The 21,662-nt window shown below is 69.8% G+C and carries 22 protein-coding genes; 6 read left to right on the plus strand and 16 right to left on the minus strand.

All coding sequences use genetic code 11. The features are described from left to right. Nucleotide 1: 1 nt before the first annotated feature. The 6 genes from RSP_RS00635 to hemP form a co-directional block, all read right to left on the minus strand. Nucleotides 2-991 (minus strand): imelysin family protein, encoded by a 990-nt coding sequence (locus tag RSP_RS00635; RefSeq protein WP_011336821.1) that lies wholly within the window; start codon nt 989-991, stop codon nt 2-4. Further along, on the minus strand, nt 991-2,499 hold the full coding sequence (locus RSP_RS00640) for a di-heme oxidoreductase family protein (RefSeq protein WP_011336822.1): 1,509 nt from the start codon (nt 2,497-2,499) through the stop codon (nt 991-993). Before RSP_RS00640 ends, RSP_RS00635 begins: the two co-directional genes overlap by 1 nt. Before the next feature lie 178 nt (nt 2,500-2,677). Continuing rightward, the gene (bfr, locus tag RSP_RS00645) at nt 2,678-3,163 is read right to left on the minus strand and encodes a bacterioferritin (RefSeq protein WP_011336823.1); all 486 of its coding nucleotides are present in this window, start codon (nt 3,161-3,163) and stop codon (nt 2,678-2,680) included. Beyond that, a complete protein-coding gene (locus RSP_RS00650; RefSeq protein ID WP_002722276.1) occupies nt 3,153-3,407 on the minus strand; it encodes a (2Fe-2S)-binding protein in 255 nt (84 codons plus the stop codon). Before RSP_RS00650 ends, bfr begins: the two co-directional genes overlap by 11 nt. Before the next feature lie 81 nt (nt 3,408-3,488). Then, entirely contained in the window at nt 3,489-4,757 is a 1,269-nt protein-coding gene (locus tag RSP_RS00655) for an imelysin family protein (RefSeq protein WP_011336824.1), read from the minus strand. Nucleotides 4,758-4,810: 53 nt separating this feature from the next. Continuing rightward, nucleotides 4,811-4,972: a hemin uptake protein HemP gene (gene hemP, locus RSP_RS00660; RefSeq protein WP_002722279.1), complete on the minus strand. Its 162-nt coding sequence runs from the start codon at nt 4,970-4,972 to the stop codon at nt 4,811-4,813. A gap of 350 nt (nt 4,973-5,322) precedes the next feature. On the opposite strand from hemP, the gene RSP_RS00665 reads away from it, so the two are divergent. Next, the gene (locus tag RSP_RS00665) at nt 5,323-6,006 is read left to right on the plus strand and encodes a tellurite resistance TerB family protein (protein ID WP_011336825.1); all 684 of its coding nucleotides are present in this window, start codon (nt 5,323-5,325) and stop codon (nt 6,004-6,006) included. A 12-nt stretch (nt 6,007-6,018) separates the two neighbouring features. On the opposite strand, the gene bhcR is transcribed toward RSP_RS00665, so the two are convergent. Further along, nucleotides 6,019-6,849, minus strand: a complete 831-nt coding sequence (gene bhcR / locus RSP_RS00670) for an HTH-type transcriptional regulator BhcR (protein WP_011336826.1) — start codon at nt 6,847-6,849, stop codon at nt 6,019-6,021. A gap of 267 nt (nt 6,850-7,116) precedes the next feature. Between bhcR and RSP_RS00675 the strand changes: the two genes are divergently transcribed. Further along, nucleotides 7,117-7,497, plus strand: coding sequence for a VOC family protein (locus tag RSP_RS00675; protein WP_011336827.1), 381 nt, complete (start codon nt 7,117-7,119; stop codon nt 7,495-7,497). Nucleotides 7,498-7,614: 117 nt separating this feature from the next. On the opposite strand, the gene RSP_RS00680 is transcribed toward RSP_RS00675, so the two are convergent. From RSP_RS00680 to puuE, 3 genes are all read right to left on the minus strand, one after another. Further along, entirely contained in the window at nt 7,615-8,106 is a 492-nt protein-coding gene (locus RSP_RS00680; RefSeq protein ID WP_011336828.1) for an ureidoglycolate lyase, read from the minus strand. A 116-nt stretch (nt 8,107-8,222) separates the two neighbouring features. Further along, on the minus strand, nt 8,223-9,059 hold the full coding sequence (locus RSP_RS00685; RefSeq protein ID WP_011336829.1) for a bifunctional allantoicase/(S)-ureidoglycine aminohydrolase: 837 nt from the start codon (nt 9,057-9,059) through the stop codon (nt 8,223-8,225). After that, nucleotides 9,056-10,471 (minus strand): allantoinase PuuE, encoded by a 1,416-nt coding sequence (puuE, locus tag RSP_RS00690; RefSeq protein ID WP_011336830.1) that lies wholly within the window; start codon nt 10,469-10,471, stop codon nt 9,056-9,058. Before puuE ends, RSP_RS00685 begins: the two co-directional genes overlap by 4 nt. A 146-nt stretch (nt 10,472-10,617) precedes the next feature. On the opposite strand from puuE, the gene uraH reads away from it, so the two are divergent. The 4 genes from uraH to RSP_RS00710 all read left to right on the plus strand — a co-directional run bounded on the left by uraH (nt 10,618) and on the right by RSP_RS00710 (nt 13,834). Then, nucleotides 10,618-10,971: a hydroxyisourate hydrolase gene (gene uraH, locus RSP_RS00695; RefSeq protein ID WP_011336831.1), complete on the plus strand. Its 354-nt coding sequence runs from the start codon at nt 10,618-10,620 to the stop codon at nt 10,969-10,971. A 243-nt stretch (nt 10,972-11,214) separates the two neighbouring features. Beyond that, nucleotides 11,215-11,370 carry a light-harvesting antenna LH1, beta subunit gene (gene pufB, locus RSP_RS00700; protein ID WP_009562632.1) on the plus strand — a complete coding sequence of 52 codons (156 nt, stop codon included), beginning with the start codon at nt 11,215-11,217 and terminating at the stop codon, nt 11,368-11,370. 13 nt (nt 11,371-11,383) lie between these two features. Beyond that, entirely contained in the window at nt 11,384-12,175 is a 792-nt protein-coding gene (locus tag RSP_RS00705; protein ID WP_011336832.1) for a light-harvesting protein, read from the plus strand. 444 nt (nt 12,176-12,619) lie between these two features. Beyond that, nucleotides 12,620-13,834, plus strand: coding sequence for an NADP-dependent isocitrate dehydrogenase (locus RSP_RS00710; protein WP_011336833.1), 1,215 nt, complete (start codon nt 12,620-12,622; stop codon nt 13,832-13,834). On the opposite strand, the gene RSP_RS00715 is transcribed toward RSP_RS00710, so the two are convergent. From RSP_RS00715 to appA, 6 genes are all read right to left on the minus strand, one after another. After that, entirely contained in the window at nt 13,786-15,129 is a 1,344-nt protein-coding gene (locus tag RSP_RS00715; protein ID WP_011336834.1) for a 2-dehydropantoate 2-reductase, read from the minus strand. The two genes, RSP_RS00710 and RSP_RS00715, sit on opposite strands and share 49 nt — an antisense overlap. Continuing rightward, nucleotides 15,126-16,661: an acyl--CoA ligase gene (locus tag RSP_RS00720; RefSeq protein ID WP_011336835.1), complete on the minus strand. Its 1,536-nt coding sequence runs from the start codon at nt 16,659-16,661 to the stop codon at nt 15,126-15,128. The genes RSP_RS00715 and RSP_RS00720 overlap by 4 nt, the downstream gene beginning before the upstream one ends. Nucleotides 16,662-16,793: 132 nt before the next feature. Further along, the gene (locus RSP_RS00725) at nt 16,794-17,480 is read right to left on the minus strand and encodes a fumarylacetoacetate hydrolase family protein (protein ID WP_011336836.1); all 687 of its coding nucleotides are present in this window, start codon (nt 17,478-17,480) and stop codon (nt 16,794-16,796) included. Nucleotides 17,481-17,546: 66 nt separating this feature from the next. Continuing rightward, nucleotides 17,547-18,530 (minus strand): LLM class flavin-dependent oxidoreductase, encoded by a 984-nt coding sequence (locus RSP_RS00730; RefSeq protein ID WP_017140036.1) that lies wholly within the window; start codon nt 18,528-18,530, stop codon nt 17,547-17,549. A 76-nt stretch (nt 18,531-18,606) separates the two neighbouring features. Beyond that, nucleotides 18,607-19,803 carry an AI-2E family transporter gene (locus RSP_RS00735; RefSeq protein WP_002722302.1) on the minus strand — a complete coding sequence of 399 codons (1,197 nt, stop codon included), beginning with the start codon at nt 19,801-19,803 and terminating at the stop codon, nt 18,607-18,609. 115 nt (nt 19,804-19,918) lie between these two features. Then, nucleotides 19,919-21,271 (minus strand): light-/oxygen-sensing antirepressor AppA, encoded by a 1,353-nt coding sequence (appA, locus tag RSP_RS00740; protein ID WP_011336839.1) that lies wholly within the window; start codon nt 21,269-21,271, stop codon nt 19,919-19,921. Nucleotides 21,272-21,662: the final 391 nt, after the last annotated feature.

The following is a 21,662-nucleotide window of genomic DNA, read 5'->3' on the forward strand; positions in this document are numbered from 1 at the left end:
CTCAGTCTCCGTCCGCGGCGTTGAAGCCCACGCTCACGCCCAGGGCGCCGCCGACCTCGGCCGAGAGCACATCGCGGAGCGCATGCAGCCGCTGCTGCAGGATCTCCACCCGGAGCCGTCCCGAAGGGTCCGCCACAGCGTCGAAGCGCGGATCGTCGAGACGGGCTGCCCGCGACCGCGCCTGATCGAAACCCTCGCGGCTGCGCGGGCTGTCGGGGGCCAGCGCCAGCGCCAGCCGTTCGAGGGCGGCGAGCGACAGTTCGACATTGCGCAGGCTGCGGCCCGAGAGCCGCGCCTCGGCCCGCTCGGGCCGGGGTCGGTCGAAGCTGCCGAGCGGGCGGCCGAGCCGCTGGTCGGCGGTGAATTCGAGCCCCGCCATGAGCTGGGTGAACAGCGCCTGCCGCGCCTCGGCCTCGGTCAGGAAACGGTCGTTGCCGTCTCTGCCCGCCGTCAGCACGAGCGGTGCAAAGGTCTCGCGCCAGTCCGTCTCGAGATCGGCGGCCATGCGGGCCAGATCCGCCGCCGTCGCGCGGGTGAGCGCACAGGCATAGTCGCCGGCGAAGGCCGGATCGTAGAGCAGCCGCTCGAGCGCGAAGAGGCCGCGGGCCGCCACCGAGACCTCGGCGAACCGCTCGGGCGCGAGGAGGTCCGGGTCGGCCGCCTCGAGGAGGCGTGCCTGCGTGCGGGCGCCGCTGCCCTTCGGATCGGGCCAGAAGGCGATGGCGAGGGCGCGCCCGTCGGTCTCGGACGGCCCGATGCGCAGATGCGAGACAGCCATCCAGGCGTCGAAGGCCGCGTTCCAGGGCGCCTTCAGCGCCTCGGCGCTGCAGTCGGCGCGGGCGGCCGTGTCGAGGGCTGCGGTGGCGGCGGTGAAGCCCTCATAGCCGGGTAGGATGGTCTCGTTCACCGCCTCGGGCACGCCCGCGCGGAGCGGCACGGCGGCCAGAAGGGCGAGCAGGCCCCAGAGGGGGGCGGAGAGGGCGGGACGCATCAGAGATCCTCCACGAAGGCAACAAGGGCGGCACGATCCGGGGCGGGCAGGGCCATGACGCGGGCCCTGGCGGCCTCGGCCTCGCCGCCGTGCCAGAGCACCGCCTCGAGGATGGAGCGGGCGCGGCCGTCATGCAGGAAGTTGGCATGTCCGCTCACCTGCTCGGTGAGCCCGATCCCCCAAAGGGGCGCGGTACGCCATTCGCGCCCGGTGGCGCGGCCCTCGGGACGCCCGTCGGCCAGCCCCTCGCCCATGTCGTGCAGCAGAAGGTCGGTGTAGGGCCAGATCAGCTGGAAGCTCTGCTCGGGCTGGTCCTTCAGCCGATGGGTCACGAATTTCGGCACATGGCAGGCGGGGCAGCCCGCCTCGTGGAACAGCTGCTTGCCGCGCAGCACCTGCGGATGCTCGACCCGCCGCCGCTCGGGCACGGCGAGGTTGCGGGCATAGAAGGCGGTCAGCGCGAGGCCCGTGCGGTCGATCTCGAGATTGTCGCGCTTGCCGGGCTCGATCCCGTGGGGTGCTGCACGGCAGGCGGCCTGCGCCTCGGTGCATTCCCCCCATGGCTCGGGGAAGAGTGCGTTCGCGATGCCCATGTCGCCCGAGAAGGCCGCGGCCGATTGCTGGAGAACGGTGGGTGCGCCTGCCTTGAGCCCGAAGCGGCCCAGCATCGGCGCATCGGCTTCGGCCGACCAGACGAAGCTCGGCCGGCCCGAGATGCCGTCGCCGTCCCGGTCGTCCGGATCGGCATGGGTGAGGATGTCGGCGGCGGGGATCGCCTCGAGAAGCCCAAGACCGATCATCTGCGGCGTGACGCGGGGCGAGAGCATCACACCGGCCGCCAACGGCCCGTAGCCCGGATCCTCGATAGAGTAGGAGGGTTTGCGCAGCGTCACCACGGTACCGTCGCCGAGCGTGACCGGCACCTCCTGCCAGTCGATCCGCATCCGGCCCTCGGGCGCGAGGCCGGGGGCGGCGAAGTCCTGAAGCTGGCCGCCGTAGGTGGGCTCGGCGCTGGTGGCGATCCACTCCTCGATCCCCTCGGGCGTGGGCCCGCCCGGCACCGAGAGCCGCAGGAACATCGAGACCGCATCGTCCCCGGGGCCCTCCGGCACATGGCCGCGCCCGTCCTTCAGGTGGCAGTTCTGGCAACCGCGCGCATTGTAGAGCGGCCCGAGCCCGTCGGACGCCTGCGTCGAGGAGGGCGAGGCCACCCAGAGCTTGCGGAAGAGCCCGTTGCCGAGCTTGAAATCCATCTCGCGCTCGAAGGGCATGTTGCCCGAGGAGAGCGAGAAGGCATCCGCCGTGTCGCGCGCGCGCACGCTCGCGGCCCCGCCGGGCATCGCCTCGAAGGCCTCCGGTGCCGAGAAGTCGGTGGGCGGTGCGAGGACGCCCGCGATCCGCGCCGCCTCGGCCGCCGTCCGCGGCACGACGGTCAGGTTCGGCGGATCGAGCGGCTCGGCTGCGACGGGAAAGGCCAGGAAACTGAGCAGAACGGGCAAACGGGACATGGAGTGGAATCCTTTCCCCGCCTGTCTCGCGCCATTCCCCGAGTCTTTCAATCGGAAAAAGAGGCCTCGCTCGCGCCCGGGAGGCTCGCCGGAGAGGGAGGCCGGCATGCCGGCCGCAAACGGTCGGCACACCGCGCGCAGCCGACCCCGGGGGCCGGCGGCAAAGCCGCGCCGGGCGTCACTCGGCTTCGTCGGCCGGCTTCGCGTTGAGCATCCCGTAATTCTGCTCGCCGATCGAGCCCATCAGGTCGATCTGGGTCTCGAGATAGTCGATATGGCCTTCCTCGTCGGCGATCAGCTCCTCGAAGAGCATCTTGCTGGGATAGTCGCGCACCTTCTCGCAGTGGTCGCGCGCCTCGATATAGAGGGTGCGGGCATCGTGCTCGGCGGCAAGGTCGGCATCGAGCGTCTCGCGCAGGGTCTGGCCGATGCGCAGCGGGTTGAGTCGCTGCAGGTTCGGATGGCCCCCGAGGAAGATGATGCGCTGGATGAGCTTGTCGGCATGGTGCATCTCCTCGATGCTTTCCTTGCGCGACTTGTGGGCGATGCTGCCGAAGCCCCAGTCTTCCTGAAGCCGGTAATGCAGCCAGTACTGGCTGACGGCGGTCAGCTCCGACCGGAGCGCCGCGTTCAGATATTCAATGACCTTTGCGTCACCCTGCATTCCCGTTCATTCCTGCGGTTGTGGCGCGGCGGAGGCCGCGCAGGTTCACTGGCACCTCAAAACTGTCGCACTTCCGCATCGTGTCAAGGAAATGGGGCATGCAGCCGCCGCAGTCGGCCCGCTTGCCGAGCGCGCGGTAGATCTTGCCGGGAGTGACGATGGTCTCGGGGTCCGAGGCGCGCATCCAGTCGATGGCGGAGCGGATGTCCTTGTCGGTGATGCCCATGCAGTGGCAGACGATCATCGGTCTCTCCCGGCGGGGTTGCTTTCCGCCTGTTCTATCCGGGCCGCCCCTTGCGGAGGTTGCGGCCCGGCAAGGTCGAGGTCACTGGAAGACGGCGTTCGGATTGTCGAGGCTGTCCGATCCTTCGAAAGCCACGCCCGTGAGGCCCAGAGCGGTGGTGGCGCGCTCGATCGAGGCGGTCTGCGTCACCAGCGCATCGACGGCGCCCATGATGAGCGCCTCGCCCTCGGCATTGCCGGGCGCGAGCATCTGGTCATAGGCCATGCCGCCCGCGACCGCCGTCCGCAGCGCGTCGAGCCGGTCCACCGTGGCGTCGAGCTGGCCCGTCAGCACCTTGTCGAGCTCGGGATCCGCCTCGGCCACCAGATCGGACAGGGACGGCCCCTCGACCGTGCTGCCGTCGACGCGGGCATAATGGCCCCGGTAGACGTTCCGGATGCCCAGCCCGTCGTAATAGTGGCTGTTGTGGGTGTTGTCCGAGAAACAGTCGTGCTCTTCCTCGGGGTCGTTCAGCATGAGCCCGAGCTTCATCCGCTCGCCCGCCTGCTCGCCGTAGGAGAGGCTGCCCATGCCGGTGAGCATCGCCCGGAGGCCCTTGCCGGGATCCTCGTTGACGGCCACGCGCGCCGCACCGCCGTCGGCCCATTGCGCGGCCATGTAATCGAGGTCGCTCACCAGAAGGTCGGTCGCGGCCACGAGATAGGCCGCGCGCCGGTCGCAGTTGCCGCCGGTACAGTCCTCGCCCTTCGCATAGTCGGTGAAGGGCCGGTCGCCGGCGCCCGCTTCGGTCCCGTTCAGATCCTGACCCCAGAGCAGGAATTCGATGGCGTGATAGCCCGAGGCCACGTTCGCCTCGATCCCGTCCGCCTCGTGCAGCGTGCCCGAGATGAGCTCCGGCGTGATCTCGGTCGCGTCGATCTCGGTGCCCGACAGGGTGAATTTCGGCGTGGCGATCACGTTCAGCGCCGCGAGGTCGTTTTCCTCGGTGGCGCCGCCGTAGCTTGCATCCACATAGTCGATGAGCCCCTCGTCGAGCGGCCAGGCGTTCACCTTGCCCTCCCAGTCGTCCACGATCGGATTGCCGAAGCGGAAGGCCTCGGACTGCTGGTAGGGCACCCGCGCGGCCAGCCACGCGGAGCGCGCAGCCATGAGCGCGGCCTCGGACGGCTGGTCGACGAGCGCCTTCACCGCCGTCTGCAGCTCCCGCGCCGTGGCGAGGCTGTCGGCATAGGTCGCCTCGGCGATGTCGGCATAGGTCTCGACGACCTCCGACCGCTCGACCGCGAGCGCGGGGAGCGGCAGGAGCGCGCAGGGCGCAACGGTGGCGAGGGCGAGAAGGCGTGCTTTCATGGCGGTTCTCTGTCTGGAGGGGGCGGGCGGCCACGCCGTCCCGCGCCCGGACTTCATTTCGTCAGGATCAGTTTGCCGGCGCGGGTGATGCGGAGGCAGTAGATCTGCCCGTCGAGAAGGATCCGGGCCTGGGTTCCGCCATCGGTCAGGGAGCGTGCGTCATGCACGGGGATCCCCGCCTCGATCAGCTCCATCGGGTCGGTCATCGCGTTCATGCCAGACGCTCCATGCGGTCGAAGAAGAGATCGAGCGAGCCGGAGGGCAGGAACCCTTCCAGCGCTTGGCGAAGCAGTTCGGTGAAGCCCGGGTCGGGCAGCTGTCGAGACATGGAACCTCCGTATCTGGCTGAAGGACTCCGGGCTGACCCTTGGGGGCTGGCTTGGATTGCAGAGGAAAGGTGACTGAATCAGTCGGACTTGTAAAGGCTGATTCTTTCGGTCGGTTTATGCGCCGGCGCGACAAGGAGACGCTGTCGTTGTTCCAGCCACATCCCGGCGCCGCTCCGATTGCGCGGGAGCGGACGCCTTCCCATATGCGGCTCAGATGTCTGCAGAGGAGGCCGGAGATGGACGAGACCGGATTTCTGCGCGGTGGACCGGCGGGGCGGCCGGCCGGAGACTGCCCTCCGGCGGGACTGACCGGCACCGCGGGCGACGGGTCCGGCTGCAGCGGTCTTGCCGATCTGATCGCGGGATTCCTGCTCGGCGACCGCTCGCGCTGCTGCGTGGCCGGTGCCGCGGCACGCCGCGGTATCGTGGCGCTCTCCTGCGTCGTGGCCGGGCGCGCCTGGGCCGACTGGCGGGATGGGTGCGATCCTATGACCGAGTCAACAGTTGAGGAAAGGGTGCCGCTCGGACTTGATGACGACGGTGGCGCGGCCGAGGGGCTGTGCGAGCGGCTCCTGCAGGCGATGGTGGCGGCCGCCAAGTCCGGCGGGCGCGTCTGCCGCGAGGAGCGGCGCTTCATCCACCGCCGCCTGCGGGAGCTCGATCTCGATTGCGAGGCGCAGGCCCTGATCGCGGCCGAGCTCGAGGCGCCGCAGGACGCGGGGCGCATCGCGCGGCTGGCCCGGACGCCCGAGGAGGCGGCAGGGATCTATGCGGCGTCCCTGCTGGCAGCCGGCCATGGCTCCGCCGCCGAGGGCAGTTATCTCGCCGATCTCGCTGCGCGGCTGAAGCTCGAGGCGGGCCTTGTCGCCCACCTCCATCGCCGCGCTGCCTCTGCCGGATCCGCGGCGCTCGGCGATTGAGCCGCCTGCGGCTCAGCCGCGCACGCCGCCCGTGGCCTCGGTCACTTCGTCGGCGGCCTCGCGGACGAGGGTGCCGAAGCGGGTGCTGTCCGACAGGCTGACCCGGAAGGCGGGTCCCGCGAGCGTGATGGCCGCCACCGGCTCGCCGAAGCTGTTGAACACCGGCGCTGCCACCGCGCGCATCCCCTCGGCGCCCTCCTGATCCTCGAGCGCATAGCCGCGGTCGCGCGTCCGCGCGAGATCTCGCATCAGGGTGGAGGCGGAGGTGATGGTGAGCGAGGTGAATTTCGCCAGACCCTCGCGGTCGAGGATCGTCTCGATCCGCTCCGCGGGATACCAGGCGAGCAGCGCCTTGCCGACGGCCGTCGCATGGAGCGGCGCGGAGGATCCCTCGGGGAAGTAGGCGCGGATCGCCTGCCTTGTCTCGACCTGCGCGAGATGCATCACCCGCCCGTCGGCCTCGACGCCGAGCGCCGCCGTCTCGCCCGCGGCCCGCATGAGCCGGTCCATCGGCAGGCGTGCGCGTTCCACGAATTTCGCGCGGCGCAGGAAGGCCGAGCCCACGCGGAAGGCGCCGCCCCCGATGTGCCAGACCTGACCCTGCTCTTCCATCTCGATCATCTGGTGCGCCTGAAGCGTGACCAGCGCCCGGTAGACGGTGGCGGCGGCCTCGCCGCTCTCGGCGGCGAGTTCCGAAAGGGTCATGCCCTCGGACTGGCTGAGCAGGCGCAGCATGGCGAGGGCGCGGTCGAGCGACTGGACGGTGTTCTGCTCGGTCTTGTCCTCGGCCGCCTTGGGCCGTCCCCGTGCGCGCCGGGTGGTTGCAGGGCTCGACTGGACCATCTGGCGCCTCCGGTTGCCGTCATGCGGAAAAAGCGTTCCGGTGCATGAAAAATGCTGCAGCTGCACTTGGCAAGGGCGAAAGCGTCCGGGTGGGACGTTGCGCCTCCGGAAGGGCAGGCTGAGGGGGCCTGCTGCATGCCGATCGGGCAATGCAACAAACCGTTATGCAGACGGCGGGGTGGGGACTACACTTTATGGGCGACTCCGGAACCGGAACGGGAGTCGGAAGTTGTAGCTGGCGAGTCATTGCATCTGGGGGGAGGCAAGATGATCGACCAATGTTCCTTGCATGTGACAGATCTGGAGCGTTCACGGTGCTTCTATGACGCAGCCCTGGGGCGTCTCGGTATTCCCACGGGACGTGCCGCGCGCAGCGGTGTCCACTGGGTGGGCGACGGGGTCGAAGCCTTCTCGATCAACGAGATCCGCTCCGGCCGCAACGCCCGCCAGGTGCGCGAGGCGCATCTGGCCTTCGTCGCCCGCTCGCGCCCGGCGGTCGACGCGTTCCATGCCGCGGCCCTGAGGGCGGGCGGACGGAACGACCGCGAGCCCGGCCTCAGGCCCGAATACCATCCGAACTACTATGCGGCGCTGGTGCTCGACCCGGACGGCCATCGGATCGAGGCGGTCTGCCACACGCCGGACTGACGGCGGCGAAAAGAGGCGGAGGCGCCCGACGGTCGGGCGCCTTTTTCATGCGCGGGCCCCGGGAGGCAGGGCGGGCGCCGCGGAAGGCACACCGTAGGCGCGAGCGGATCGGGCCGATCAGTCCTCGATGGTCCAGGGCTCCTCGAACCAGTGCTCCTCGAGATTGGGGCTGTCCCCGATCCGGTCGAGGACGGCGAAGAGGCCGGGTTCGGCGAGCGGCGTGAGCACGCCATGCCAGGTCCCGCGGTGGAGGTTGATGCCCTGTCCGGGCGCGGTCCGGAAGGCGCGCGGCGTGCCGGGCCGGCCGGCCTCGTCGGGCGCCACAATGACGAGGAACGGATGGTCGGTCATCGGCAGGAAGGCCTGCGAGCCCTCGGGATGGCGTTCCACCATCTCCAACCGGTGGGGCAGGCGGCGCGGCTCGGCCCGGAAGATCGAGAGGCCCGCGCGGCCGCCGGGGCCGAAATCGAGCCGGGCGCGGTCGTGCCAGCGCCCGCAGAGCCCCTGGTTGATGAGCCGGTCGGGCGGGCCCTCGGCCGCGATGAGGTCGCCGAACGGGGCGAAGCCTGCGGCGGTGAGCGGTTCGGGGCGGATCGGGGGGCGGGGCATCTTGCCTCCTGTCGGATCGGGGGGCGGCGGAGGCGGGGGGCTGTCTGCCCCCCGGCCCGGCTGCGCCGGGCTCCCCCCGAGGATATTTGCACAGAGTGAAGCGCGCCGGGGCAGGCTCAGCGGCCGAAGGCGCCGGGGCCGCGGAGCTTCGCGTGGCGGTTCACATCCTTGTAGAGCAGGTAGCGGAAGGGACCGGGCCCCGCCGCATAGCAGGCCTGCGGGCAATAGGCGCGCAGCCACATGAAGTCGCCCGCTTCCACCTCGACCCAGTCGCGGTTGAGCTTGTAGACCGCCTTGCCCTCGAGCACGAAGAGCCCGTGTTCCATCACATGGGTCTCCTCGAACGGGATGAGCCCGCCCGGCTGGAAGGTCACGATGTTCACATGCATGTCGTGGGCGAGATCGGCGGGATCGACGAAGCGCGTGGTGGCCCAGCGGCCGCCCGTGTCCGGCATGGCCATGGGGGCGATCTCGCGCTCGTTGGTGACGAAGGCCGCGGGCGGGGCCACGCCGGGTGCCGGCTCGTAGAGCTTGCGCACCCAGTGGAAGCGGGCGGGCTCATGGCTGCCATTGTGCAGCCGCCAGCGGCAGCCCGCGGGAATATAGGCATAGCCGCCCGGCCCGAGCTCGTGCTCCTGCCCGTCGAGCGAGAGCCAAACCTCGCCGTGGGTGACGAAGAGCACCGACTGCGCCCCGGCCTCTGGCTCGGGCGCGTCCGAACCGCCGCCGGGGGCCACCTCCATGACATATTGCGAGAAGGTCTCGGAGAAGCCGGTCATCGGGCGGGCGATCATCCAGAGCTTCGTCTGGCTCCAGCCGGGCAGCGCGCTCGTCACGATGTCCGAGAAGACGCCGCGGGGAATGAAGGCATAGGCCTCGGTGAAGACGGCCCGGCCGGTCATGAGCCGGGTCTGGGGCGGCAGGCCGCCCATGGGAGCGTGGTAGGAGGTCATTTCAGCATGTCCTGAAGCCGGAGTTCGGCGATACGTTCCACCTGACGGCAGGCGGTGGCGAATTCGGTGGCGCTGTCGTGGGCGAGCCGGGTCTCGAAGGCGGCGAGGATGCCGGCCTTGTCGTGGTCGCGCACGGCGATGATGAAGGGGAAGCCGTGCTTGGCCACATAGTCGGCGTTGAGGGTGGCGAACTCGGCCCGCTCGGCGTCGGTGAGCGCATCGAGCCCGGCGCTCGACTGTTCGAAGGAGGAGGAGGCCGTCAGCCGCCGCGCCTGCGCGAGCTTGCCGGCGAGATCGGGGTGGGCCTTGAGCACGCTCAGCCGCTCCGCGGGCGTGGCGCTGCGGAAGATGCGGGCGAGCGCATTGGCGAGGCCCGCAGGGCTGTCATGGGCGGGGCCTAGTTCCAGCTCGAAGGCGCGCTCGGCGATCCAGGGCGAATGTTCGTAGATCCCGCCGAAATGGGCCACGAAGCTCTCGCGATCCATGCGCGAGGGCCGCGGGCGGCGACGATGGGGATGGGTCTCGTGCCAGTGGCGGGCGATGTCGCCCCGGCACGGGAACCAGACCCGCTCATGGGTGCGGGCATAGTCCAGAAAGCGCTTCAGCCCCGCGATCTTGCCGGGCCGCCCGATCAGCCGGCAATGGAGCCCGATCGAGAACATCTTCGCCTGCCCAGCACAGCCTTCGGCATAGAGCGTGTCGAAACTGTCGCGCAGATAGGTGAAGAACTGCTCGCCCTCGATGTAGCCCGGCGCCGTGGCGAAGCGCATGTCATTGGCCTCGAGCGTGTAGGGGATCACCAGCTGGTCGCGTGTGCCGGTCTCGAGCCAGTAGGGCTGGTCGTCGTCATAGGTGTCCGAGATCCAGTCGAAGCCGCCCTCTTCGGCGGTGAGCCGCACCGTATTGACCGAGCAGCGCCCCGTATACCAGCCGCGCGGTCGCTCGCCCACCACCTCGGCATGCAGCCGGATCGCCTCGGCGATCTGGCGGCGCTCCTCCTCCTCGGGCATGTCGCGATGCTCGACCCATTTCAGCCCGTGCGAGGCGATCTCCCACCCGGCGGATTTCATCGCCGCCACCTGCTCGGGCGAGCGGGCCAGCGCGGTGGCCACGCCATAGACCGTCACCGGGATGTTCAGCCCGGTGAAGAGCCGGTGCAGCCGCCAGAAGCCCGCGCGGGCACCGTAATCGTAGATCGATTCCATGTTCCAGTGCCGCTGACCCGGCCAGGGCTGGGCGCCGGCGATGTCGGACAGGAAGGCCTCCGACTGCGCATCTCCATGCAGGAGGCAGTTCTCGCCGCCCTCCTCGTAGTTCAGCACGATCGAGACGGCGATCCGGGCTCCGCCGGGCCAGGCCGCATCGGGCGGAGTGGGCCCGTGGCCGCGCATGTCTCGGGGATATCGCTTCATCGGAGGCTCCTTCTTCCCGCGGGCGGGCCCGTGCAGGAAAGCGGGAAGCGGCGGCGCCCGCAAGCCCCTCCGGACGGGGCGCCGCGGCGGCCCTCGCATCCCGCGCCGAAAGGCGGCAGTCTGGCCTCCTCAGACAGGAGGATGCGATGGGACGACTGACGACGCATGTGCTCGACACCGCGCAGGGCCGGCCGGCCGCCGGGGTGCGGATCGTGCTCTGCCGGCTCGAGGGCGGCAACCGCAGCGAGATCGGCACGGCGGTCACGAATGACGACGGCCGCACGGACCGGCCGCTGCTCGACGGCGCGGCGCTGGTGCCGGGCACCTACGAGCTCACCTTCGGGGCCGGCGCCTACCTGCGCGCGGGCGGGCTCGGGGCTGCGGCGCCGCTCTTTCTGGACGAGATCCCGATCCGCTTCGGCATCGCGGATGCGGCGGGGCACTATCATGTGCCCCTTCTCCTGTCGCCCTACGGCTATTCCACCTACCGCGGAAGCTGAGCAGAGGGGTCTTGCGGCACCCTTCCGGGGAACGTCCGGCAATAAGTCGCACCTTTCAAGGCCTATGTCATGCCATGCAGACATTGCGAATGTCAGGGATTCGATACAGGGTCGAACCGTCGAGAATTCGGTAAGGGCGCCGGGCGGCATTTGGCAATCATCCAGGCCAGCGGGATCTGCCGTTTTCGAAGCCTAGCGTGCAGGCCCTACACGCATCGAGGAAGCACATTCGGGAGAGTACAAGTGACCGATGATCCGAAAAAGGTCTGGCCGAGCGGCCTGACGATCGCCGAAGCGGAAGAGGTGCATAAGCAGCTCATCCTGGGCACGCGCGTGTTCGGCGGCATGGCCCTGATCGCGCATTTCCTGGCGGCGGCGGCGACGCCGTGGCTCGGCTGAGGGAGAAGTAAAGATGAACAACTCGAAGATGTGGCTGACGGTGAACCCCAACCTCGGCGTTCCGCTGCTGCTGGGCTCTGTCGCCGTCGCGTCGCTAGTGGTCCATGGGGCCGTGCTGACGACGACGCCGTGGATCGCGAACTACTATCAGGGCTCGGAGCCGTGGCCGGTCGCGGCCGCGCCGGCCGAAGAGGCTGCCGCACCGGTTGAAGCCGCTGCTCCGGCTGACGAGGCTGCGGCCCCGGTCGAGGAAGCCGCGCCGGTTGCCGAAGCCGCTGCTCCGGCCGAGGAAGCCGCTCCGGCCGCCGAGGCTGCCGTGCCGGCCGAGGAAGCCGCGCCGGCTGCCGAAGCCGCTGCTCCGGCCGAAGAAGCCGCGCCGGCTGCTGAAGCCGCTGCTCCGGCCGAAGAAGCCGCGCCGGCTGCTGAAGCCGCCGCTCCGGTCGAAGAAGCCGCGCCGGCAGCTGAAGCCGCCGCTCCGGCCGAAGAAGCTGCACCGGTCGCCGAAGCCGCCGCTCCGGCCGAGGAAGCCGCTCCGGTCGCCGAACCGGCAGCGGAGCCCGCTCCGGCGGCCGAAGCTGCGGCTCCGGTGGCCGAAGTCTCGGCGCCTGCGGCTGAGCTTGCCGCGCCGGTGGCCATGTCGCTCGTCGACATCGCCGCCAAGCTGAACGGGCTCGGCTACTCGGTGCAGTCGGTCACGAAGACCGAAGGCGGCTACGTGGTCAACATGACCGACGCCAACGGCATGCCGGTTGCGGCGACGCTCGACCCGGTGACCGGCCTGCCGTTCGTTCCGGCCGCGCAATAAGCCTCTGCATTTCTCTGGGAAAGGCCGCCCTTTGGGGCGGCCTTTTCACGTTGTGGCCGGTGTTCCACCTTGGTCCTTGGGTCTTCGGCTTTAGGGGAAGGTGGTGCAGGCAAGGACCGGCGGTGCGGCTTCCGCGCCGCGAGGCTTGGGCTTGGCGGCTTGGAGCGTTCGGGCGCCGGCGGACTGAAGGGCTCGAGGACGAGAAGGACCGGCCGCGGCTCGCCAGCCGAAAGATGAGTTCTCGCTCAGGACCCGCCCGCCGAGGATTGGGCTTCCGGATTCCGAACGTCTCGGAAGAAGGGCCTCTGGGCGCATGTGCGCGCTCTCACGCGGTGCTATTTCGACCGGGCGGCGGGCTGATCCGGTATACCGCGGCATACCGGTCTTCCCTCGGCCACCCTTTTCCGCTATGCCTCGCCTGACCAACCATTCGGGAGCCTCTCCATGTCGAAGATCAAGGTAGCGAACCCCGTCGTCGAGCTCGACGGCGACGAGATGACCCGCATCATCTGGGACTTCATCAAGCAGAAGCTGATCCTGCCCTACCTCGACATCGACCTGCATTACTACGACCTCGGCATCGAGGAGCGCGACCGCACCGAGGACCGGATCACGGTCGATGCGGCCCATGCGATCAAGCAGTATGGCGTGGGCGTGAAATGCGCCACCATCACGCCGGACGAGGCGCGGGTCGACGAATTCGGCCTGAAATCCATGTGGAAGAGCCCGAACGGCACGATCCGCAACATCCTCGGCGGCGTGATCTTCCGCCAGCCGATCATCTGCCGCAACGTCCCGCGCCTCGTGCCGGGCTGGACGAAGCCCATCGTCGTCGGCCGCCATGCCTTCGGCGACCAGTATCGCGCGACGGACTTCCGCTTCCCGGGCAAGGGCAAGCTCACGCTGAAATTCGTGGGCGAGGACGGCGCGGTGATCGAGCGCGAGGTGTTCGACGCGCCGGGCTCGGGCGTGACCATGGCGATGTACAACCTCGACCAGTCGATCATCGACTTCGCGCGGGCCTCGATGAACTACGGGCTGAACCTCGGCTGGCCGGTGTACCTCTCGACCAAGAACACGATCCTCAAGGCCTACGACGGGCGCTTCAAGGACCTCTTCCAGCAGGTCTACGAGGAGGAATTCGCCGAGAAGTTCAAGGCGGCGGGCATCACCTACGAGCACCGGCTGATCGACGACATGGTGGCCTCGGCGCTGAAATGGTCGGGCGGCTATGTCTGGGCCTGCAAGAACTACGACGGCGACGTGCAGTCGGATACGGTGGCGCAGGGCTTCGGCTCGCTCGGGCTGATGACGAGCGTGCTGATGACGCCGGACGGGCAGACGGTGGAGGCCGAGGCCGCGCATGGCACGGTCACGCGGCACTTCCGCCAGCATCAGGCGGGCAAGGAGACCTCGACCAACTCGATCGCCTCGATCTACGCCTGGACGGGGGGCCTCAAGCACCGCGCCAAGCTCGACGGCAATGCCGATCTCGCCCGCTTCGCCGAGACGCTCGAGCGGGTCACGGTGCAGACGGTCGAGGACGGCTTCATGACGAAGGACCTCGCACTCCTCGTGGGCCCGGATCAGAAGTGGCTGACCACGATGGGCTATCTCGAGAGGGTCGACGAATATCTCGACCGCGCGCTCGGCGCCTGAGCGAAGGCCGGGGGGCTGTCTGCCCCCCGGACCCCCCGAGGATATTTTTCCAGAGTGAAGATGGGAAGGCTGTGGCGCGCGCTCCACCCAAGCCTCCCATGCCGGGGACCGAGCCCCGCGGCCCTCGCCCGACTCCCGGCGGCTTCGCCGGGTCCGCCCGGACAGAGCAGGTCCGTCCGCCTCGACACGTCCTCCCGCGGCAGCCCCCGACCGGGCACCCTCGGATCCGACGCCCCTCTTGCCCTTTCATTCTGGCCCAAATATCCCGGGGGTCCGGGGGCAGAGCCCCCGGCCTTGCCGCATCCGACCGGCCACGCGCTCAGGTCAGATCCGCCACCTTTGCCCGGAGCCGCACCATTGCCAGCACCGTGTCGATGGTGGGCGTCGGCAGGTTCACGATGCGGCCAAGTTCCGCCACGGACCCCACCAGCGCCTCGATCTCCATCGGCCGCCCTGCTTCGAGATCCTGCAGCATCGACGTCCGGTGCGCACCGACGGCTGCGCCCCCGTCGATGCGGCGCTCCACATCGATGGGAAACTTGACCCCCCAGCCGTTCGGCGATCGCCTGAGCTTCCAGCATCATCGAGCGGGCGACGGCGCGTGTGCCGGGATCCGTGCAGAGCCGGTCGAGCGTCGCCCCGGTCAGGGCCGAGATCGGATTGAAGGAGAGGTTGCCCCAGAGCTTCACCCAGATCTCGTCGCGCAGTCGCGGGCGCACCGGCGCCTTGAGCCCCGCCGCCGTCAGCGCCTCCGACAGGCGCAGCGCGCGGTCGGACTTTTCCCCCGAAGGCTCGCCCAGCGAGAAGCGGTTGCCCTCCAGATGGCGGACGGCCCCGGGCTCGACCACTTCGGCGGCCGGATAGACCACGCAGCCCAGCACGCGGTCCGGGCCGAGCCCGTCCCATTGCACGCCGCCGGGGTCGACGCTTTCCAGCCGCCGGCCCTCGAGCGGGCCGCCGTGGCGGTGGAAATACCACCAGGGCAGGCCGTTCACGCCCGAGACCAGCGTGCCCTCGGCCCCGAGCAGACGGGAGAGCTGCGGCACCACGGCAGGCACCGAATGGGCCTTGAGCGTCACGATCACATAATCCTGGGGCCCCAGCGCGGCGGGATCGGACGCCGCGCGCACGGGCACCGTCCGTGTGCCGCCCTCCTCGATCAGCGTGAGGCCGCGGGCCTGCATCGCCGCCAGATGCGGGCCGCGCGCCACCAGCGAGACATCGGCCCCCGCAGCTGCGAGTTTTGCGCCCATGTAGCCGCCGATGGCGCCGGCGCCGAAGATGCAGATCCTCATGCCGGGCTGACCAGCCCCAGCTTCTCGGCCAGCCCGATCCGCTGCAGCTTGCCGGTGGCCCCCTTCGGGATCTCGTCGAGCAGCACCACGCGGCGCGGCACCTTGAACTCCGCAAGCCGGTCGGCACAGAAGGCGCGGATCGCCGCCTCGTCCGCGGCCATCCCCTCGCGCAGCACGACCGCCGCCGCGACCTCCTCTCCGAGCTTCGGATGCGGCAGGGCGAAGGTCACGACCTGCAGGACGGCCGGATGGTCCATCAGCACCCCGTCGACCTCGAGCGGCGAGATCTTCTCGCCGCCGCGGTTGATGATCTCCTTGAGCCGCCCGGTGATCGTCAGATAGCCCTCGGCGTCGAAGCGGCCCTGATCGCCGGTGCGGAACCAGCGCTCGCCCTCGGCCTCGAAGAAGCTCTTCGCGTTGGCGGCCTTGTTCGCTTCGTAGCCCGCCGTCACGTTCGGGCCCGAGATCACCACCTCGCCCGTGCCCTCGATCAGCCGGTCGGAGGCCTCGTCGGCGATCCGGACCTGCGGCCCGGCCGCGACGCCCACCGATCCCGGCTTCTGCGGGCGGGGCGGAAGCGGGTTCGAGGTCATCTGGTGGGCGGCTTCGGTCATGCCGTAGGCCTCGATCACCGGGGCGCGGAAGGTGGCCGACAGCGCCTCCATCACCTGGGCGGGCAGCGAGGCCGAGGAGGAGCGGATGAAGCGCAGCGGCACGCGCTCGATCACCTCGGCATTGCGGGGCGCGCGGGCGAGGATGGCCTGATGCATCGTCGGCACCGCCGTGTACCAGGTGGGCCGGGCCGCCTCGATCCAGCCGAAGACCTTCAGCGCGTCGAACCCCGGCGCGCACCAGACCGAAGCGCCGGCGGCAAGGCTCGCCGATACCGCCGCCACCAGCCCGTGGATGTGGAAAAGCGGCATCATGTTGAGGCAACGGTCGTGCGGCGTGAGCGCGAGGCTGCCGGCGATATGGTGCGCGGATGCCGAGAGGTTGCCATGGCGAAGCGGCACGATCTTGGGCCGCGAGGTCGTGCCCGACGTATGCAGGATCAGGGCCAGGTCGCGCGGCCGCGCGGTGGCGCGCTCGGGCTCGCCCGGGGCCACGCTCTCGGCGCGCAGGGTGAAGCTGCCTGCGGGATCGGCCGCGTCATGTCCGAGGCGCAGGACCGCAAGGCCCAGATGGTTCGCGGCCACCAGAGCCGGGCCGTCATAGCCTTCGGCCAGCACGATGGCCTTGGCGCCGAGGTCCGAGAGGTAGAATTCGAACTCTTCGAGCCGGTAGGCCGGATTGAGGGGCGCGGTGACGGCGCCCTCGGCAAGGGCCACGAAGGCCGTGGCCATCTCGGGTCCGTTCGGCAGAACGATGGCCACCCGGTCGCCCTTTCCCACGCCCGCGGCATGGAGCGCCGTGACCGTATGGCCCACAAGCTCGCGCAGGCCCGCATAGGTCAGCCAGGGCCGGTCGGGGGCGCCGACGGCGAGGCCGTCATTGCGGTGGAAGGCGAAAAGGTCCGACAGGGTCGCGGTCATGGGCTGTTCCTTCGACGGTCGCGGAGGCGCGGATTGCCCCCGGAAGCGCCGCTTGCGCGGCGCGGTCCGGAGACATCTCGCGCCGCATTCGCGGCCGGGTCAAGGGAGCATCCTCGCCGCGGGGCAGCGAGGTCAGACCACCTCGACGCGCAGCGAGCCGAGACCGTCGATGCTGGCCTCCATCACGTCTCCGCGCTGCACCGCGCCGACCCCGGAAGGCGTGCCCGTCAGGATCACGTCGCCCGCGGCCAGCGCGAAATGGCGCGACAGGACGGAGATCATTTCCGGCACCTTCCAGATCATCTGGTTGAGATCGCCCTCCTGCCGCAGCGCGCCATTGACACGGAGCTCGATCCGCCCCGCTTCGGGATGGCCGATCCGCGCTGCGGGATGCACCGGACCCACCGGGGCGGACCGTTCGAAGGCTTTGCCCACCTCCCACGGCCGGCCGGCCTTCTTCGCCTCGCCCTGCAGGTCGCGCCGGGTCATGTCGAGGGCGAGCGCATAGCCCCACACATGGGCCATCGCCTCCTCGACCGGAATGTCCGTCCCGCCCGAGCCCAGCATCACCGCGAGCTCGACCTCGTGATGGACGTCCAAGCTTTCGGGCGGGTAGGGGAAGCGGCCCGACGGGTCGAGATTGTCGGGGTTCTTCTGGAAGAAGAACGGCGGCTCGCGGTCGGGATCGCCGCCCATCTCGACCGCATGGGCGGCATAGTTCCGGCCGATGCAGTAGACGCGCCGCACCGGGAAGAGCGTCTGGCTCTCCGCAACGGGCAGGGAGGGCGCGGCGGGCGGGGCAAAGACATGGTCGGACATCGGATCTCCTCGGCTGATCCCGCCTTGATCGCAGAGAACGGCCGAGCCCGCCAGAGGCCTCGGCCCTCAGAGGCTGGCCAGAGCCTCGGCCGCGATCGTGAACGAGCGCAGCCGCGCCGCGGGGTCGTGGATCTGCCCGGTGAGGATCACCTCGTCGGGCCGGTGCCGCTCGAGAAGGGCCGCCAGCTCGCGCCGCACGGTGTCGGGGCCGCCGGTGGCCGAGACGGACAGCGCCTGATCGACCGTCCGGAGCATGCCGGGATCGACATGGGCCGAGATATCCTCGACCGGGCGCGGCAGCTTGCCTGGGCGGCCCAGGCGGAGATTGGCGAAGGCCAGCTGGGCGGAGGAGCGGAGGTAGCGGCCCTCGGCATCGTCGGCCCCGGCAAAGACGTTGATCGCCACCATGGCGCGGGGCCTGTCGAGCTGGGCCGAGGGCCGGAAGCCCTGCCGGTAGGCCGCCAGCGCCGCCTCGAGGGCGGGCGGCGCGAAATGCGAGGCGAAGGCATAGGGCAGGCCGAAATGGGCCGCGAGCTGCGCGCCATAGAGGCTCGAGCCGAGGATCCACAGCGGCACGCGGGTGCCCTGGCCGGGGATGGCCTGGATCGCGCCCGGCTCCGGCTCGCCGAAGTAGCGCAGGAGTTCCAGCACGTCGGCAGGGAAACTGTCGGTGACATCGAGGTTGCGCCGCAGCGCCTGCGCGGTGCGCCCGTCGGTGCCGGGGGCCCGGCCGAGGCCCAGATCGATCCGGCCCGGATGCAGCTCGGCCAGAGTGCCGAACGCTTCGGCCACCATCAGCGGGGCGTGGTTGGGCAGCATGATCCCGCCCGACCCCACGCGGATGCGCTGGGTGTGGGCCGCGACATGGCCGATGAGAACCGCCGTCGCCGCCGAGGCGATGCCCGGCATGGCATGATGCTCGGCCAGCCAGTAGCGGTGAAAGCCCAGGGCTTCGGCATGGCGGGCGAGGGTGACGGTCTGGGCGAGAGCCTCGGACGTGGTGGCGCCTTCCGGCACCGGAGCGAGGTCGAGAACGGAATAGGGGATCATGGGAGGTTCCTTTGCCCTCGCCATATGGGGTCCGGCATCGAGCCCGCCAAGGGTGGCGGGCCCGCCCTGCCTTCCGTCAGCGCGACTCGGAGCGGAACGGGTGGAGCGGGGCGGGCAGAGGGTCGGGCAGGGGCTCCAGCGGGTGCCCCATCTCCTCCGTCTCGGCGATGTCGATCTCGCGCTGCCATTCGCGCCACATGGCGACGAGCAGCGCCATCAGCACCGGCCCGACGAAGAGGCCCACGATCCCCATGGTCTCGATGCCGCCCACGAGGCCGAAGAAGGTGGGCAGGAACGGCAGCTTCACCGGTCCGCCGACCAGCACCGGGCGGATCGTCTTGTCGACGACGAAGAGTTCCACCGTCCCCCAGAGGAAGAGGCCGAGCCCCGCCCAGGGCGAGCCGCTGGCCGCGAGATAGGACGAGGCCACGATCACGCAGAACGGCGCGCCCCCCGGAATGAGGGCCATGAAGCCCGTGATGACGCCGAGCGTCACCGGCGAAGGCATCCCCGCGATCCAGTAGGCCGTGCCCAGCACGACGCCCTCGCCCATGGCAATGAGCGTCATGCCGGTCACGGTCGAACTGATGGTGGCAGGGACCACGCGCGAGATCCGGTCCCAGCGGTCGGGCAGGATGCGGGTGCCGACGCGGTCCACCTGCGCCGCGATCCGCTCGCCGTCGCGGTAGAAGATGAAGAGCGCGATCAGCATGAAGAGCAGGGTCAGCGCGAGGTGGAAGGCCAGCGTGCCCGCCGTCAGGATCCCGCGCGAGATCGTGCCGATGTTGGCGCCCGAGACGAGCTGGACCATCTCGCTGATCGCCCCCGGCTCGCCGATGTAGGTCCGCCACTTCTCGCCGACCCAGGGCCCCACATGCGGCAGCGCCTCGAGCCAGACCGGCGGCGGCGCGCCGGTGCTGTTCGTATTGATCGCCCAGCCGATCCAGGCCTGCAGCTCGCGGAAGGCATAGAGCAGCGCCATCATGACCGGGATCACGAGGAAGCCCACGATCATCATGACAAGAAGTGCGCCCGCGATGCCGCGGCTGATCGGAAGCGACCGCTCGAGCTTCAGCATCAGCGGCCAGCTCGCAAAGGCGATGATGAGCGCCGCCAGCACCGGTACGAGGAAGCCGTGGAAGAAATAGACCGACGCTGCAAGAATCAGCAGAAGCAGCCAGCGGGCGGCCGAAATGTCGGTGATGAGGGGTCTGCGCACGCGTTTCGGCGGCAGCCGGTGCTCGCCCAGCCTGTCTGTTCTCGTCTCGTTCATTGCAGTGACGGCCGTGCCCCCCATCGCGGCGGCCAGATGCCGCCGCAATCCTATTTAAGCAAAGATCCGCAAGATGCACCTCTGCCGGCACGGTTCGGACGAAAAAAACAGGCGGTCAGGCGCTGCGGCGGCGGTCCTGGCGCGAGGAGATGCGGGTCAGCACGCTCGGCATGACGTTCGCCAGCAGGAATTCGGGGTTGATGCGCTTGTCGCAGCATTGGGACGCGGGCATCCGGCAGGCGCGCATCGAGCAGCAGTCGGCATTGGCCGGGCAGGCCACACGGGCGAGGGCGGCCGGAAGCAGCGCAAGATGTGCGAACCCGGCATCGGCGCCGGAGTCCTTCAGCTTCGAGGGGGGAAGTTGCGCCAGCCGGCCCCCGACCAGGATGCTCAGGCCGGGAAGATCGGTCCGCGCCCTGAGCGCGGAGACGAACCGCAGCGTGTCGGCCTCCTGCTCGGTTCCCTCCAGAAGGCTCGGCGCCACGACCAGCGTCGAGGTGCGCGAGGTCTTCAGCCGCGCGGCCAGGGCCGCGACGCTCTCGGGATGCACGACCGAGGTCGACCAGCCCACGGCGCGCAGCATCTCGGCCGCGAGGGCCGCCTCGAGGATCGGCTTGTGACCCGGCACGCCGGCGACCAGCACGGCGCCCACGCTCTTCTGCGGGTCGGGCAGGTGATGGATCCGGCGCAGCGCCATCTGCAGGGCCGAATAGGCCAGCGTCACCTGCATCCGCGAGATGCGATCCTCGGCCAGCGCGCGCGTCAGGCGCTCGGCGCAGGCCTCGAACAGCCGCGCGAAATCGGCGGCGGTCGGCGCATGGGCGCGCAGCAGCTCCTCGACCTCGGTCAGGCGACCGAGCGGATCGGTGCTCAGCAGATCGGAGAGCCGCGCCACGGCCTTGGCACGGCCGGAGCGGCCCGCCTGCGCCTCGGTCAGGGCATAAAGGGCGAAGGTGTCCGCCTCGACGGGGGTATCGGGGGCGAGAGTCCGCGCTGCGCAGACGTCGGAGAGGAAACGGCGCACGGCGGCGATCCTATCGAAAGAGAAGATGTTGGTGTTGTCGGCCACCAGGCTGCGGCCCACGGTCACGATCTGCCGGCTCTCGGCCAGCCCGAGGCTGCGCATGTCGGCCTCCGAGCAGGAGAGCTGCATGTGCCATCCCGCAAAGCGGCGCTTGGCGATCGGTTCCTCTGCGAGGATCTCGACGTTGCTGTGGCGCCGGTCCCGCTGGATGTGGGTCATGACCTCCGCCACGGCGGCGGGGCGGCCTTCGAGCCACTGGAAGAAGACGCCCTGGCTGTAGAAGAGCGCGCCGGTCAGCTGCGCCCGGGCATTGTGCGCCTGCGAGGTCTCGACGATGTCGAGGAGGTCGCGCAGCGTCAGATCCGGGGCCGCCAGGCTGCGGTAGCAGCAGGAAACCAGATCCGAGCCCGTCATCGTGACGTCCGCCTCGAGGTCGTGTTGCATCCTTCGCCCCTTACTGCCGGGCAGCCCCTGAAACAAGCGTGCCAACAGCGCAGGCCGGGGCCTGCGTCAATTGGTCGTGCCGTTCCTGTCCTGCTGCTCTCCGAGCGTCTCCTCCTCGGCAGGCCCTGCCTCCCGAGGTCTCCGGCAGCCGGAGTGAACTCCGGCGGTCCGTCAGCGGCCTCTTCGGCCGAACCTGAATATCAGGGCCGTGGCGGGGTGCGGCGGTGCTTCCACCGCCCTGCGTCCCGGCACTCGCCTCACTCGCACGATGGTTGACAGCATCGGGTCCGAGCCGGATCGAGTCAAGGATCGGGCGGGGGGGTGCGTCAACATATACCTGAGACCTCGGATTAAGCCGCCGCCGCGGCGCGGATGGCGGATCGACGCCGCA

Source organism: Cereibacter sphaeroides 2.4.1, assembly GCF_000012905.2.
Classification (GTDB): Bacteria; Pseudomonadota; Alphaproteobacteria; order Rhodobacterales; family Rhodobacteraceae; genus Cereibacter_A; species Cereibacter_A sphaeroides.

Bases quoted from the DNA above. Each gene is read 5' to 3' on its own strand.
- RSP_RS00720 (WP_011336835.1), bottom strand. From the start codon at position 16,661: ATGACCGCGACCCTGTCGGACCTTTTCGCCTTCCACCGCAATGACGGC.
- puuE (WP_011336830.1), bottom strand. From the start codon at position 10,471: ATGAAGCGATATCCCCGAGACATGCGCGGCCACGGGCCCACTCCGCCC.
- bhcR (WP_011336826.1), bottom strand. From the start codon at position 6,849: ATGGTCCAGTCGAGCCCTGCAACCACCCGGCGCGCACGGGGACGGCCC.
- RSP_RS00680 (WP_011336828.1), bottom strand. From the start codon at position 8,106: ATGCCCCGCCCCCCGATCCGCCCCGAACCGCTCACCGCCGCAGGCTTC.
- RSP_RS00650 (WP_002722276.1), bottom strand. From the start codon at position 3,407: ATGATCGTCTGCCACTGCATGGGCATCACCGACAAGGACATCCGCTCC.
- appA (WP_011336839.1), bottom strand. From the start codon at position 21,271: ATGCAACACGACCTCGAGGCGGACGTCACGATGACGGGCTCGGATCTG.
- RSP_RS00635 (WP_011336821.1), bottom strand. From the start codon at position 991: ATGCGTCCCGCCCTCTCCGCCCCCCTCTGGGGCCTGCTCGCCCTTCTG.
- RSP_RS00710 (WP_011336833.1), top strand. From the start codon at position 12,620: ATGTCGAAGATCAAGGTAGCGAACCCCGTCGTCGAGCTCGACGGCGAC.
- RSP_RS00705 (WP_011336832.1), top strand. From the start codon at position 11,384: ATGAACAACTCGAAGATGTGGCTGACGGTGAACCCCAACCTCGGCGTT.
- RSP_RS00735 (WP_002722302.1), bottom strand. From the start codon at position 19,803: ATGAACGAGACGAGAACAGACAGGCTGGGCGAGCACCGGCTGCCGCCG.
- RSP_RS00730 (WP_017140036.1), bottom strand. From the start codon at position 18,530: ATGATCCCCTATTCCGTTCTCGACCTCGCTCCGGTGCCGGAAGGCGCC.
- hemP (WP_002722279.1), bottom strand. From the start codon at position 4,972: ATGAACGCGATGACCGACCCGATGGAGCTGATCGAGGCGGGGATCCCC.
- RSP_RS00665 (WP_011336825.1), top strand. From the start codon at position 5,323: ATGGACGAGACCGGATTTCTGCGCGGTGGACCGGCGGGGCGGCCGGCC.
- RSP_RS00725 (WP_011336836.1), bottom strand. From the start codon at position 17,480: ATGTCCGACCATGTCTTTGCCCCGCCCGCCGCGCCCTCCCTGCCCGTT.
- RSP_RS00685 (WP_011336829.1), bottom strand. From the start codon at position 9,059: ATGACCTCCTACCACGCTCCCATGGGCGGCCTGCCGCCCCAGACCCGG.
- RSP_RS00715 (WP_011336834.1), bottom strand. From the start codon at position 15,129: ATGAGGATCTGCATCTTCGGCGCCGGCGCCATCGGCGGCTACATGGGC.
- RSP_RS00675 (WP_011336827.1), top strand. From the start codon at position 7,117: ATGATCGACCAATGTTCCTTGCATGTGACAGATCTGGAGCGTTCACGG.
- RSP_RS00640 (WP_011336822.1), bottom strand. From the start codon at position 2,499: ATGTCCCGTTTGCCCGTTCTGCTCAGTTTCCTGGCCTTTCCCGTCGCA.
- uraH (WP_011336831.1), top strand. From the start codon at position 10,618: ATGGGACGACTGACGACGCATGTGCTCGACACCGCGCAGGGCCGGCCG.
- RSP_RS00655 (WP_011336824.1), bottom strand. From the start codon at position 4,757: ATGAAAGCACGCCTTCTCGCCCTCGCCACCGTTGCGCCCTGCGCGCTC.
- bfr (WP_011336823.1), bottom strand. From the start codon at position 3,163: ATGCAGGGTGACGCAAAGGTCATTGAATATCTGAACGCGGCGCTCCGG.